This window comes from Streptomyces sp. NPDC104761 (assembly GCF_055583445.1).
Genome location: NZ_JBVJNZ010000017.1, coordinates 173589 through 186010, shown reverse-complemented (window position 1 = coordinate 186010; position 12422 = coordinate 173589). Strand labels below are relative to the sequence as shown.

The 12422-nt window shown below is 73.0% G+C and carries 12 protein-coding genes; 6 read left to right on the top strand and 6 right to left on the bottom strand.

What is annotated here, in order from left to right:
• Nucleotides 1–401: 401 nt before the first annotated feature.
• Nucleotides 402–1931, bottom strand: a complete 1530-nt coding sequence (locus tag ACZ63F_RS36150; protein ID WP_469717688.1) for an amino acid permease — start codon at nucleotides 1929–1931, stop codon at nucleotides 402–404.
• Between the two features lie 210 nt (nucleotides 1932–2141).
• Between ACZ63F_RS36150 and ACZ63F_RS36145 the strand changes: the two genes are divergently transcribed.
• The 3 genes from ACZ63F_RS36145 to ACZ63F_RS36135 all read left to right on the top strand — a co-directional run bounded on the left by ACZ63F_RS36145 (nucleotide 2142) and on the right by ACZ63F_RS36135 (nucleotide 4723).
• Nucleotides 2142–2774, top strand: a complete 633-nt coding sequence (locus tag ACZ63F_RS36145; protein WP_469717687.1) for a PadR family transcriptional regulator — start codon at nucleotides 2142–2144, stop codon at nucleotides 2772–2774.
• Nucleotides 2775–2942: 168 nt separating this feature from the next.
• Nucleotides 2943–3950, top strand: a complete 1008-nt coding sequence (locus ACZ63F_RS36140; protein WP_469717685.1) for an ATP-binding cassette domain-containing protein — start codon at nucleotides 2943–2945, stop codon at nucleotides 3948–3950.
• Nucleotides 3947–4723: an ABC transporter permease gene (locus ACZ63F_RS36135; RefSeq protein ID WP_469717683.1), complete on the top strand. Its 777-nt coding sequence runs from the start codon at nucleotides 3947–3949 to the stop codon at nucleotides 4721–4723. Before ACZ63F_RS36140 ends, ACZ63F_RS36135 begins: the two co-directional genes overlap by 4 nt.
• 75 nt (nucleotides 4724–4798) lie before the next feature.
• Here the strand turns inward: ACZ63F_RS36135 and ACZ63F_RS36130 are convergent, their stop codons facing one another.
• Complete coding sequence (locus ACZ63F_RS36130; RefSeq protein WP_469717681.1) at nucleotides 4799–5644, bottom strand: siderophore-interacting protein; 846 nt, start codon at nucleotides 5642–5644, stop codon at nucleotides 4799–4801.
• Nucleotides 5645–5802: 158 nt separating this feature from the next.
• On the bottom strand, nucleotides 5803–6732 hold the full coding sequence (locus tag ACZ63F_RS36125) for a 5'-3' exonuclease (protein WP_469717704.1): 930 nt from the start codon (nucleotides 6730–6732) through the stop codon (nucleotides 5803–5805).
• Nucleotides 6733–7404: 672 nt separating this feature from the next.
• Here ACZ63F_RS36125 and ACZ63F_RS36120 point away from each other — a divergent pair.
• Together ACZ63F_RS36120 and ACZ63F_RS36115 are read left to right on the top strand one after the other, a co-directional pair.
• Complete coding sequence (locus tag ACZ63F_RS36120) at nucleotides 7405–7977, top strand: helix-turn-helix domain-containing protein (protein ID WP_352365082.1); 573 nt, start codon at nucleotides 7405–7407, stop codon at nucleotides 7975–7977.
• A gap of 97 nt (nucleotides 7978–8074) precedes the next feature.
• A complete protein-coding gene (locus ACZ63F_RS36115; RefSeq protein ID WP_469717679.1) occupies nucleotides 8075–8785 on the top strand; it encodes a helical backbone metal receptor in 711 nt (236 codons plus the stop codon).
• Here ACZ63F_RS36115 and ACZ63F_RS36110 read toward each other — a convergent pair.
• On the bottom strand, nucleotides 8697–9815 hold the full coding sequence (locus ACZ63F_RS36110; RefSeq protein ID WP_469717678.1) for a TDT family transporter: 1119 nt from the start codon (nucleotides 9813–9815) through the stop codon (nucleotides 8697–8699). The two genes, ACZ63F_RS36115 and ACZ63F_RS36110, sit on opposite strands and share 89 nt — an antisense overlap.
• 70 nt (nucleotides 9816–9885) lie before the next feature.
• Between ACZ63F_RS36110 and ACZ63F_RS36105 the strand changes: the two genes are divergently transcribed.
• The gene (locus tag ACZ63F_RS36105) at nucleotides 9886–10806 is read left to right on the top strand and encodes a LysR family transcriptional regulator (RefSeq protein WP_469717676.1); all 921 of its coding nucleotides are present in this window, start codon (nucleotides 9886–9888) and stop codon (nucleotides 10804–10806) included.
• Between the two features lie 87 nt (nucleotides 10807–10893).
• Here ACZ63F_RS36105 and ACZ63F_RS36100 read toward each other — a convergent pair whose 3' ends face one another.
• Both ACZ63F_RS36100 and ACZ63F_RS36095 read right to left on the bottom strand, forming a co-directional pair.
• On the bottom strand, nucleotides 10894–11586 hold the full coding sequence (locus ACZ63F_RS36100) for a gamma-glutamyl-gamma-aminobutyrate hydrolase family protein (protein ID WP_469717675.1): 693 nt from the start codon (nucleotides 11584–11586) through the stop codon (nucleotides 10894–10896).
• 59 nt (nucleotides 11587–11645) lie between these two features.
• On the bottom strand, nucleotides 11646–12380 hold the full coding sequence (locus ACZ63F_RS36095) for a FadR/GntR family transcriptional regulator (RefSeq protein ID WP_181807830.1): 735 nt from the start codon (nucleotides 12378–12380) through the stop codon (nucleotides 11646–11648).
• Nucleotides 12381–12422 lie beyond the last annotated feature (42 nt).

Genomic DNA, 12422 nt, shown 5'->3' with positions numbered 1-12422 from the left:
GGGGGGGGGGGGGGGGGGGGGGGGGGGGGGGGGGGGGGGGGGGGGGGGGGGGGGGGGGGGGGGGGGGGGGGGGGGGGGGGGGGGGGGGGGGGGTGTTTTTCCCCCCCCCCCCCCACGACGAGCCCTGAGTCCAGCATCGCGGCGACTTCGCCGGGTGCGGCTCCGGAGAGCCGCTCGATCAGATAGTCACCGACCGTGGCCCAGCCGTCGGAGAAGGGCAACCGGACCCGCACGGGGTCCACCCCCTGGCGCTGGGGGAGGGGAGAGGGCGGGGCTGGGGTCTTGCGTCTCATGTGCAGCCAAGGCTACGGGAGTGCCCCCTTCCTGGGGGCGCGGGGCTGTGTCGGCCTGCGGCTCCGCCGCGTGGGCGCGACCAGCCCCCACCCACCCGCACCCGACCACTACGCCACAGCCTCCGGCACAGCGACCGCACTGCGCGACTCCGCCCGGGTGAGCCTCCACACGCCGCCCACCACCACCGTCCCGACCAGGAACAACACGGTGAACCACCGGAAGTACCAGTGCCCCCCACTGGGGTCGTACACGGCCTCCCGGGGCCACGCCAGATTCACGGTCATCGCAAGCCCGTACAGCAGCGCGACCACGTTCACCGGCACCCCCCACCGCCCCAGCGAGAACAGCGGCGCCCCGGTCTCGTCCGTCCCCTCGGCCCGGAACTCCCCGCGCAGCCGCCGCACCAGCAGCGGCCCGGTCACCATCGCGTACGCGAGGTACAGCATCACGATGCACGTGGTCCCGATCGCCAGGAACGCGTCCGGCGACGCGAAGTTGAGCAACAGCAGTACGGCGGCCAGCACCCCCACCACCACGGCCGGCGCCCCCGGCATCCCGGTGCGCGGATTCACCCGCGCCAGCCGCTCGGCGAACGGCAGCTGCCCGTCCCGCGCCATGGAGAACAGCATCCGCGAGGCCGCGGTCTGGATCGCCAGCGTCGCCACCGCGATGGCCACCACCACGTCGGCCAGCAGTACCCGGCCCACCCCGTCGCCGAGGCTGCTGGTGAGGACGTAGCTGAGCCCGTCGACCCCGAGGTGCCCGTCGGTCAGGCTGGGCGCGGCCAGCAGGCCGCCCAGGATGACCAGGCCGCCGAGCAGGCCCGCGGCGGTCAGCGCCGTGAGGATCGTGCGCGGTGCCGTGCGCCGCGGGTGGTGGGTCTCCTCGCTCATCTCGCCCGCGCTGTCGAAGCCGATCATCACGTAGGCGGCCGTGAACGAGCCGACCAGGAGGGCGCCCAGCAGACCGCCCTCGGCGGCCGTACCGGTGTGGAACGTGATGCCGGGGGAGCGCTCGGAGTGGGTGAGCAGCAGCACGATGATCAGTACCGCGCCGATGATCTCGGCGGTCACCCCGACCCGGTTGATCACGGACATCACCCGGTTGTCCATGATGTTCACGAGGGTGGTGAGCACCAGCAGGACGACGCCCAGCACGGCTGCGTTGGCGGCCCCGTCGGCCGAGGTCACCGCGGTGTCCGTGCCGATCAGCTGGAAGCCGGACCACAGCGCGGGCAGCACCATCTGGAGGGCGAGCGCGGCCGCCGCGACCACCACGACCTGCCCGATCACCATGATCCAGCCGGCGAACCAGCCGAAGGACGGGTTCGACAGGCGGGAGGACCACTGGTAGATGGCGCCGGAGATCGGGTAGCGGCCGGCCAGTTCGGCGAAGCACGCGGCCACCAGCAACTGGCCGACCAGGACGGCCGGCCAGGCCCAGAAGAAGACCGGGCCGCCGAAGGCGTACCCGAAGGCGAAGAACTGGAAGACGGTCGTCAGCACGGAGATGAAGGAGAACCCGGCGGCGAACGAGGCGTACCGGCCGAGGCTGCGATGCAGCTCCTGGCGGTAGCCGAACTCCTCCAGGGAGCGGTCGTCGGACTCCCTCAGGGAGTGGTCGTCGATGGTCGTCACGGCGGTACCTGCCTGTCAGGCCGATTTCCTGTCGGGCGACAGAAATTAGGGACGCGCTGTTTCGAAGGCGTCACACGGGCGTGTCCGGGGCGGTCCCAAGTCCTCACGTCCTTGCGCGATAGCTTCAGACGCGATACATCGTGAGTATTGACGTACGCCGTGGGGACGCGATATGTTCGGTCACGGATATTCGGAAGCGAGGTGGTCGGCATGGCGGTGAAGCGGCGCAAGCTCAGCAATCCTCTGGCCCTCGTCGTGCTGACGACCCTCCTGCAGGGTCCGATGCATCCGTACGAGATCGCCCAGACCATGCGCCGTCAGGGCAAGGACACCAGCACCCGGATCAACTACGGGTCGCTCTACACGGTCATGCAGAACCTGGAGAAGCACGGCTTCGTCGAGGTGGCCGACGTGGAGCGGCAGGGCAACCGCCCGGAGCGCACGGTCTACGGCATCACCGGCGCCGGGCGTGAGGAGATGGTCCACTGGCTGTCCGACCTGATGGCCGTCCCGGTGAAGGAGTACCCGATCTTCGAGACGGCGCTCTCGCTGATGGGCGCCCTGCCGCCCGACGAGGTCGAGCGTCTGCTGGAGGATCGGCTCAGCACCCTGGAGGTCGAGGTCACCGGCGGCCGGGCCGTGCTGGAGAAGCTGCACGAGACCCTGCCCCGACTGTTCGTCGTCGAGGTCGAATACCACCTGCACATGCTGGAAGCGCAGACCGAATGGGTCCGCGGCTTCGTGCGGGAGATGCAGGACGGTTCGCTGCCGGGCGTCGAGGAATGGCGCCGGTACCACGAGACCGGCGAAGTCCCGCCGGAGTTCACGGAGGCGGACCGGTAACAGGAACAGACCCCGGCGGAGCTGTTGCAGCAGCCCCGCCAGGGTCTCGAACCCCGAGCTGAACCCGCCGAGAGGTAGATCCGGGCGATCGAGGTGCGGCACACCCAGGATAGCCCGGTGCTCCTCAGGCGGATCAGCTGTCATCCGCTCATTCAGGAGAGCCCTGTCATGAACACCCGTGCGCCCGCAGTGCAGGCGCGCCAGCTGATCAAGACCTATCCCCACGACGTCACCGCCCTCAACGGCATGGACGTCACCGTCGAATCCGGCACCGTCTTCGGGCTCCTCGGGCCCAACGGCGCCGGCAAGTCCACCACCGTCAAGATCCTCACGACCCTGGCCCGCCCCGACTCCGGCACCGCCACCGTGGCCGGACACGACGTGCTGCGCCACCCGGACCGGGTGCGCCGCGCGATCGGCGTGGTCGCCCAGAACTCCGGCGCCGACCCCGTCGCCACCGGCCGGGAGAACCTCCAGCTCCAGGGCAGGCTCTACGGCCTGCGCGGGGCCGCGCTGAACCGACGGGTCGACGAGCTGCTGGACCGCTTCACCCTCAGCGACGCCGCCGGCCGCCAGGTCAAGGGCTACTCCGGCGGCATGCGGCGCCGGCTCGACGTGGCCCTCGGCCTGGTCCACCGCCCCGAGGTGCTCTTCCTCGACGAGCCCACCACCGGTCTCGACCCCGAGGCGCGCACCGCGATGTGGGACGAGATCGGCCGGCTGGCCGGCCAGGAGGGCCTGACCATCCTGCTCACCACGCACTACCTGGAGGAGGCCGACCGGCTCGCCGAGCGGATCGCGATCGTCGACCGCGGCCGGGTCGTGGTCGAGGGCACCCCGGACTCCCTCAAGGGCGAACTGCGCGGCGACGCCGTCCACGTGGAGCTGCGCGAGGCGCCCGGGGAAGCCGGCCGCACCCTGCTCACGGGCGCGCTGACCGGACTGCCGGGCGTGCGCGAGGCGCTGTTCGACGGGCGCCGGATCAGCGCCCGCGCCGACGACGGGGCGGCCGCGATGCCGGCGCTGCTGGCCGCGCTGGAGCGGGCCGGGGTGACCGTGGTCGCCGCGACCGTCGCCCGGCCCTCCCTCGACGACGTCTACCTGCGCTACGCGGGCCGTCGTTACGCCGACGCCGACACCGCCGGTTCCCTCGCCCTGGCCGGAGGTGCCCGATGAGCAACGCCGTCTCCCAGACCTGGTACATGACCCGGCGTCAGCTCGTGGTGTTCGCCCGGCAGCCCGCGTTCGCCGTCATCACCCTGATCCAGCCGGTGATCTGGCTGTTCCTGTTCGGCAACCTGTTCAAGAAGGTCGTCGAGCTGGGTGGCTTCGGCACCACCTCCTACCTCGACTACCTGGTGCCGGGCGTGGTCGTGATGAGCGCGCTCAGCTCCAACATGTGGGCGGGCATGGGCACCCTGGAGGAGATCCAGCGCGGCACCCTCAACCGCTTCCTGACCACACCGGTCAGCAGGGCCGCGCTGATGAACGGCAACGTGGTGAACAACGGCCTGGTCACCGCCGGCCAGTCGCTGATCATCGTGCTGCTCGGCCTGCTGGGCGGCGCCGACTACCCCGGCGGGGCCGGCGGCATAGCCGTCCTGCTGGTGTCGGCCGTGCTGCTCGGCACGATCTTCGGCGCGCTGTCCAACGCGCTCGGCATGCTGGTGCGCGAGCGGGAGTCGATCATCGGGATCAACACCTTCCTGCTGCTCCCGCTGACCTTCCTGTCCAGCGCCTTCATGGCACCGTCCCAGATGCCCGGCTGGATGCGGCACATCGCCGACTTCAACCCGCTCAACTGGGCGATGGTGGCGAGCCGTTCGGCGCTGTCGGCGGACCCCGACTGGGGCGGGGTGCTCGGCCGCGGCGGGGCGCTGCTGGCGCTGGCGGTGGCGGCCGTGTGGCTGTCGATCAGGACCTTCAGGTCGTACCAGCGGTCGGTGTGACCGGCACGCGGTACCGGCGGCCGGAGTGACCGGCAACGGGTGGCGGCACCTTCTCCTGAGGTGCCGCCAGTCGGCTCACGCGGCGGCGGCGTCGCCCTCCTGCTCCTCCTCGATCCGGGCGTTCCACTCCCGCTTGGAGGCCTGCCAGCCGTCCTCGTTGTGCCCGAGACGCCAGTAGCCGGAGATCGACAGGTCCTCGCGCGGGATCTGGCGCTCCACCCGCAGCAGCGCCCGCAGTTCCTTCACGAAGCTCGCCTCGCCGTGCACGAAGGCGTGCACCCGGCCCTCCGGGAAGTCCAGCGCCCGTACGGCGGCGACCAGGGCCTCGCCGACCGGCCGCCCGCCCCGGTGCAGCCAGACGACCTCCACGTCGGAGTCGATCTTCTGCTCCTCCCCGGGGCCGGCGACCTCGACGAAGGCGAAGGCCTTCGCCCCGGCCGGCAGGGACTCCAGCGCACGGGCGATGGCGGGCAGCGCGCTCTCGTCTCCGGCGAGCAGATGCCAGTCGGCCTCCGTGTCGGGAGCGTAGGCGCCGCCGGGGCCCATGAAGCGCACGGTCTCGCCGGGCTGGACACGGCAGGCCCACGGCCCGGCCAGGCCCTCGTCGCCGTGCACCACGAAGTCCAGGGTCAGCTCCCGGTGTTCGGGATTCCAGGAGCGCACGGTGTAGGTCCGGGTCACCGGCCAGTGCTCACGGGGGAACTCGGCCCTGATCCGCTCCAGGTCGAAGGGCTCCGGATAGGTGACGCCCGCCGGCCCGAAGAGGAGTTTCACGTAGTGATCAGTGCAGGTGTCCGCGGCGAAACCGGCCAGCCCGTCACCGCCGAGGACCACGCGCTGCATGTGCGGGCTCAGCCGCTCGGTGCGCACCACCTGAGCGGAATGGGGCTTGCGCGGCTTACGTCCCGGGCGCTCTGCCATGACCGACCTCCCTGCTCAATGGTTAGGTTTACCTAAGTTAGCACCTCTTTCCCAGTGAACACCTCTTCCATGAACACTTGATGGGCGGGCTTTGCCGGAACAATTCCTTCGGGATTCCTCCGTGGATTCCTTCGGGGATTCCTTCGGGGCAGGCGTGGTCAGGCTTCCAGTGTCGCCAGCAGGCGGTTCAGTGAGCCACCCAGGCCCCAGCGGGCGGCGAGGGTGTCCAGGCGCGCCGGGTCCCGCGGGGACTTCGGCAGAACCGTGTCGACCTCAGGCAGCGGTACGTCGTCGGCGACCCGGACCACCTTCGGCGCCACGGCGACGTACGGCCGGGCCTCGTCCAGCCGCTTGCGCTGCGACGGCGTGAGCTTCGCCTTCGGATCGTCGACCGCGGCCATGATCCCGGGCAGGTCGCCGAACTCGGCGAGGAGCTTCGCGGCCGTCTTCTCGCCGATGCCGGGCACCCCGGGCAGCCCGTCGCTCGGGTCGCCGCGCAGCAGCGCCAGGTCCGCGTACCCGCCTCCGTCCACCCCGTACTTCTCGCGCAGCCACGCCTCGTCCGTCATCTGCAGCGTGCCGACACCCTTGAGCGGGTACAGCACCCGCACCCCGCGCGCGTCGTCCACCAGCTGGTAGAGGTCGCGGTCGCCGGTGACGATGTCCACCGGGCCCGCGGCGCGTGCGGTGAAGGTGCCGATCACGTCGTCGGCCTCGTACCCGGCGACGCCGACCCGGGCGATGCCGAGCGCGTCCAGTACCTCCTCGATGACCGGCACCTGCGGGGAGAGGGTGTCCGGCACCTCCTCCTCGTCCGGTCCCGTCTCGCGCTCCTCGGCGACCCGGTGCGCCTTGTAGGAGGGGATGAGGTCGACCCGCCAGTGCGGCCGCCAGTCCGCGTCCATGCAGGCCACCAGCAGGTCCGGCCGGTGGTCCTTGACCAGCCGGTCGATGAAGTCCAGCAGCCCGCGTACGGCGTTCACCGGCGTGCCGTCCGGCGCCTTCACGGAGTCCGGGACGCCGAAGTAGGCGCGGAAGTACAGCGAGGCGGTGTCGAGAAGCATCAGTCGTGCGGTCACGCCAGGCATCATGCCGTACGGCACCGACAGCGACCGGCCGGTGCGGCGGCCCTCGTCTACGAGAAGGATCCGGCCAACCACATAGCGCTACGGCACTGCCCAAGCCTTTCCGTCCTGCCGCCGGATCGGCCGACCGTGCGTTCGACGCGCCACCACGCCGTCCACGCGCGCCGAGGTCACCCCCGACCTCGCCGCGGTACACCAGGACACGGTGGAGCGGGCCGCAACTCCGGTGCACTCCGCGGGACTTGCGCGCCCGGCGGACCTGCCCGGAGCACCGCCCCGAACAGCCACTCCGCGCCCGGGGCGCCGCCGGGAACATCGGCGACCGCTCGCGCATTGAACCCCTGGGGCGCCCCCGCGTCCTGACAGGGCGCGCACCCCCGCGGGAGCCGCGCCCTCGCCGGTCCGTCGGCCGTACTGCTGACCGATCCGACGGCCGTCCGGCCCGCCCGGTCGGCGTGTTCGTCGCGGAGGAAGAGCCCGCGCCCGGTCAGTCCGCCGAGCTCGGGCACTGGCGCGAACTGTGAGGGTCGCGCTCACCGGACGTGACAGGGATGTGACGGCCGCCTGAAACGGTTTGCCGAACATGCGTAGGGTGCAGAGAACCCGTCAGGAGGGGTCCGGCCCGAGCCGGGCACCCGAAGGACGGAACGACGAGCGAAGGAGGGAGCCGGAGCGATGGGCGACCACAAAGACCAGCAGCCCGTGCGGGTGGGCGCGGCAGTCCGGCGGCGCCGCCGTGCGCTGGAGCTCACCCTCGCCGTCGTGGCCGAACGCAGTGGCCTGTCGGTGCCCTTCCTGAGCCAGGTCGAGAACGACAGGGCCCGTCCCAGCCGCACCTCCCTGGAGAAGCTCGCCGACGCCCTGCGCACCACGGCCGTCGAACTCCTCGCCGCCGCCGACCCGGCGTGCAGCGTCGACGTCGTGCGCGCCGACGACACGTCCGAGCCGGACTTCGCGCCCCGGGTGCGTTCCCTGGTCCGCGGTCACCACCAGCTGCACGCCTCGGAATTCACCGGCGACCACGAACCCGGCCGCGAATTCCAGCACCGCAACGACGAGTTGATGTACGTCGCCGACGGCGCCGTGGAGGTCGAGGCCGAGGGACGCGCCTACCGCCTGGGCCGCGGCGACACCCTCTACCTCACCGGCGGAGTACGCCACCGCTGGCGCGCGACGGTCCCGGACACCCGGGTCGTCGTGGTCGCGGTGGCGGAGCACATCGAGGCAGTCCACGATCGCCAGCGCTGACGTCCCCGGTTCCGAGTCGCCCCACTCCGGAGCGCTCCGCAGGGGGCGCGGGGAACCGCACGCGCAACCACAACGGACCGACAGAGCACCACGGCGCGTGGTCTCCCTGGTTCCCTCCCTCACCGAGGCGATCGCAGAAACGGTCCCCGAGGTCCTCGTCGGCGTCACCGACTGGTGCACCCACCCCGCCGGCCTCGGCCTCCCCCGCGTCGGCGGCACCAAGAACCCCGCCCTCGACCGCGTCCTCGCCCTCACCCCCGACCTGGTGATCGCCAACGAGGAGGAGAACCGCGCCCCCGACCTGGACGCCCTGCGCACCGCCGGCGTGGAGGTCCTGGTCACGGAGGTGCGGGACGTGCCGCAGGCCTTCCGCGAGCTGGCCCGGGTGCTGGCCGCGTGCGGCGCGCACGGCCGCCCCCGCTGGCTGGACGAGGCGGAGGAGTCGTGGTCGGCACTGCTGCCCGAGCCCGCTGCCACCGCGGTCGTACCGATCTGGCGGCGGCCGTGGATGGTCCTGGGCAGGGACACCTTCGCGGGTGACGTGCTGGCAAGGCTCGGCGTACGCAACCTCTTCGGAGACCACCCCGGGCGCTACCCCCGCATCCCGCTCGACGGACTCCGGGACGCGGGCCCCGACCTGGTCGTCCTCCCGGACGAGCCCTACCGCTTCACCGCCGCCGACGGCCCGGAGGCGTTCCCCGGGCTGCCGTGCGCGCTGCTCAGTGGACGGCACCTGACGTGGTACGGACCGTCACTGGCCGAGGCGCCGCGGGTGCTGGGCGAGGCGCTGCGAGCAGCTCTCCGCTGAGCAGCCCGCGTACGGTGCCGGAGGCGGCCGCGAGCCAGCCGGCGACGAGCAGGCCGTACAGACCCACCGCCAGCCAGTGGTACCCGGCGAACCCGGTGTGCCGCCCGAGCGCGGCGGCCCCCGTGACGCACGTGCCCACCGGGAAGGTGAAGGCCCACCACGTCATGGCGAACCGCATCCCGTGCCGCCGGGCCCGCACCACGTGCGCGGCCGCCAGCGCCAGCCAGAACAGGGCGAACCCCATGACCGGAACCCCGTACAGCACGGCGAGGAGACCGAAGCCGGCCGCGTACGGCGCCGGTACGACCCCCGGGGCGAGGTCCGCGAAGGCACCCACCGCCGTCGTGGACTGCCCGAGCGGGCCCAGCACCAGGAAGACCGTCGGCGTCAGCGCGAGCGGCAGCGGGCCGCCGGTGACCAGCCGGGCGAAGACGAGCGTCAGCATCAGCAGCGTGGCCAGCAGGCTCAGCCCGAAGAGTGCGAAGCAGCCGTAGAGCAGGGCCTCGCGCGGCTGCCCGGGCGGCAGATGCGGGATCAGCTGCGGGCCCACCGCGGCCGACACCATCGGCGCCACCAGCGGCAGCAGCCAGGCCGGGGAGGCCTGACCGGGCTCGACCCGGTGCCGTACGGCCAGCAGGTACGGCACGGCGACGGCGGCCACGAGTCCCACGGCGGTACCGGCGACGAACAGCACCGAGTCGAGCGCGACGGCGGCCGGCTCGCCGATCCAGTCCTGCCCGAGGGCGAGGGCACCGGCGCCGACGGCGAGCAGCGCCATCGCCAGGCAGCCGTAGAAGGGGGCGACCGCGGGGTCGCGGAGGTGGGCGAGGGCCTGGTCGCGGTGGTGGGCCCAGTGCAGGGCACGGGCGGCCAGCAGGACCAGGAGCTGCAGCAGGGAGAGCGCCCAGACGCCGGTGAGGAGTTCGCGCGGGCCGTCGGCGCCGAGCGCGGCGCCGCCGAGGGCGAGGGCCGCGGTGCCCATGACGGACGCGTACCAGTTGGGGCCGAGATGCCGGACTGCGGTGACCATGGCTCCACGGTCCCGCCGCTTCGGGGCCGCGACCAGGGAGTCCGTTTCTATGGGGACATAAGCTGGTCTTATGAGCGAGACGGCGGAACGGTCGGGCGGCGGCACACTGGCGCACCGGGTGCCGGACCTCGGCGCGCTGGAGCTGCTGCTGGCGGTGGCGCGGCTGGGCAGCCTGGGGGCGGCGGCGCGGGAGGTCGGCATCACCCAGCCGGCGGCCAGCAGCCGCATCCGGTCCATGGAGCGGCAGCTGGGCGTGGCCCTGGTCGACCGCTCACCGCGCGGCTCCCGGCTCACCGACGCGGGGGCGCTGGTGACCGACTGGGCGCGGCGGGTGGTGGAGGCGGCGGAGGCCTTCGACGCGGGGACCCAGGCGCTCCGGGACCGGCGGGACTCGCGGCTGCGGGTCGCGGCGAGCATGACCATCGCCGAGTACCTGCTCCCCGGCTGGCTGCTCGCGCTGCGCGCCCAGCGCCCCGACACGGCGGTGTCCCTGCTCGCCGGCAACTCGGCGGCGGTGGCGGAACGGCTGCTCGCGGACGAGGCGGACCTCGGCTTCGTGGAGGGCCTGACGGTCCCGCACGGCCTGGACTCGGCGGTGATAGCCCACGACCGGCTGATCGTCGTGGTCGCCCCCGCCCACCCCTGGGCCCGCCGCCGGCGCCCGCTCGCCGCGGCGGAACTGGCGGCGACCCCGCTGATCCTGCGCGAACGCGGCTCCGGCACCCGCCAGGTCCTCGACGCCGCGCTGGGCGGCCTGGCCCGCCCGCTGATCGAACTGTCCTCGACCACGGCCGTGAAGGCGTCGGCGGTCAGCGGCGCGGGCCCCGCGGTCCTCAGCGAACTGGCGGTGGGCGAGGAGCTGTCGATGCGGCGGCTGGTCAGCATCCCGTTGGAGGGCATCGCCCTCCGCCGCGCCCTCCGAGCCGTCTGGCCGACCGGCCACCGCCCAACCGGCCCGGCCCGCGACCTTCTGACCCTGACCCGCACCTGACCCCCAGAAGGCGCCGCCCCCTGCACCCCCGGTCCCCTTGCCCCTGGAGGACGGGACGGGTAGGGGCGGCGGGGGCGAGAGCTCCCCTCAGGACCCCGACGCGGCGGCGACCAGCGCGCGCATGACCCGCAGATCGTCCCCCATCTCCGGATGCCACTGCACCCCGAGGACCCACCCGTGCCCGGCGGGCAGCTCGACCGCCTCGACCGTGCCGTCCGCCGCGTACGCCGACGCCACGAGGCCCGCCCCGAGACGGTCCACCGCCTGGTGGTGGAAGGTCGGGACCGACGCCTCCTCCGGAACCGTCCCGGCGTACAGGGTGCCGGGGACCGGCTTGACCGGGTGGCGGCCGAACACCCCCGGCACCTCCGCATGCCCGTCGATGTGCTGCACCAGCGTGCCGCCCAGCGCGACGTTCAGCAGCTGCATGCCCCGGCAGATCCCGAGCAGCGGCACCCCCGTGGTCAGCGCCGCGTCGATCAGGGCCAGCTCCCAGGCGTCCCGGACCCGGGCGGGCCGGCCGGTTCGGGGATCGGGCTCGGCGCCGTAACGGACCGGCTCCACGTCCGGGCCGCCCGCGATCACCAGGCCGTCCAGCCGGGCCACCGTCGCCGCCGCATGCTCCGGCGCGTCGGGAGGCAGCATCGCCGCCAGGCCGCCCGCCCGCTGCACCAGGCGCGGGTAGCCGGCCGGCAGCAGGGCCGCCTCCAGCTCCCAGACACCCCAGCGGGCCCCCGCCTCCAGGTACGTGCTCACGCCGATCAGCGGCCGTCCGGTCATGGACCCCTCCCGAGTCACAAAGGTGTGCGCGAATACCTTTATGGCATGGGCGGCGGCCATTACGCCAGAAAGCCCCGCAGCAGCGCGGCCGTCCCCGCGCAGTGCTCCCGCATCATCTCCCGCGCGCCGTCCGCGTCCCCGTCCAGCACCGCCTCCACCAGTGCGATGTGCTGGCGCTGCGAGTGCTCCAGGTTGCGGACCAGGAGCGGGATGCAGTCCAGGAGGTCGTTGACCGTGGCCCGTACCGCCGCGTACTGGGCGGTCAGGGAGGGGGAGCCGCACAGTTCGGCGATCGTGAGGTGGAGCAGGGTGTCCAGGCGGCGGTAGTCGGCCAGCGGTGCCTCGTGGGTGCGGGCCAGCGCCTCGCGGAGGCGGAGCGCCTGCTCGCCGGTCAGGCCGTGCGCCGCGCACAGGCCCGCCGCGCCCACCTCCAGGACCTCCCGGAAGCGCAGCACGTCCTCGATGTCGACCTCGGTGATCCGGCGCCGCAGCTCGTCCTCACCGCCGGCGTCCGTGCGCGGCAGCACGAACGTCCCGCCGTAGCGCCCGCGCCGGGACTCCACCAGCCCCTGGTCCTGGAGCACCTTCAGGACCTCGCGCAGCGTCACCCGGCTGATCCCGAGCCGCTCCGCCAGCACCCGCTCGGCGGGCAGCCGCTCGCCGCCCGGGACCAGGCCCAGCCGGACCACCTGCAGGATCTGCTCCAGCGCCTCCTCGAAGCCGTTGCCCGCCCGCACCGGTCGCAGCACCGGCGTCAACGGGTCGTCGAGGGCGCCGTCCGCGTCCAGCGACATATGGCCGTACCCCCTTCCCAAGCAATGGTTCTCTTCAATACC

Excerpts from the sequence above, each read along its gene's own strand:
- ACZ63F_RS36145 (WP_469717687.1), top strand. The coding sequence starts at position 2,142 with ATGGCGGTGAAGCGGCGCAAGCTCAGCAATCCTCTGGCCCTCGTCGTG.
- ACZ63F_RS36140 (WP_469717685.1), top strand. The coding sequence starts at position 2,943 with ATGAACACCCGTGCGCCCGCAGTGCAGGCGCGCCAGCTGATCAAGACC.
- ACZ63F_RS36135 (WP_469717683.1), top strand. The coding sequence starts at position 3,947 with ATGAGCAACGCCGTCTCCCAGACCTGGTACATGACCCGGCGTCAGCTC.
- ACZ63F_RS36130 (WP_469717681.1), bottom strand. The coding sequence starts at position 5,644 with ATGGCAGAGCGCCCGGGACGTAAGCCGCGCAAGCCCCATTCCGCTCAG.
- ACZ63F_RS36125 (WP_469717704.1), bottom strand. The coding sequence starts at position 6,732 with ATGCCTGGCGTGACCGCACGACTGATGCTTCTCGACACCGCCTCGCTG.
- ACZ63F_RS36120 (WP_352365082.1), top strand. The coding sequence starts at position 7,405 with ATGGGCGACCACAAAGACCAGCAGCCCGTGCGGGTGGGCGCGGCAGTC.
- ACZ63F_RS36110 (WP_469717678.1), bottom strand. The coding sequence starts at position 9,815 with ATGGTCACCGCAGTCCGGCATCTCGGCCCCAACTGGTACGCGTCCGTC.
- ACZ63F_RS36105 (WP_469717676.1), top strand. The coding sequence starts at position 9,886 with ATGAGCGAGACGGCGGAACGGTCGGGCGGCGGCACACTGGCGCACCGG.
- ACZ63F_RS36100 (WP_469717675.1), bottom strand. The coding sequence starts at position 11,586 with ATGACCGGACGGCCGCTGATCGGCGTGAGCACGTACCTGGAGGCGGGG.
- ACZ63F_RS36095 (WP_181807830.1), bottom strand. The coding sequence starts at position 12,380 with ATGTCGCTGGACGCGGACGGCGCCCTCGACGACCCGTTGACGCCGGTG.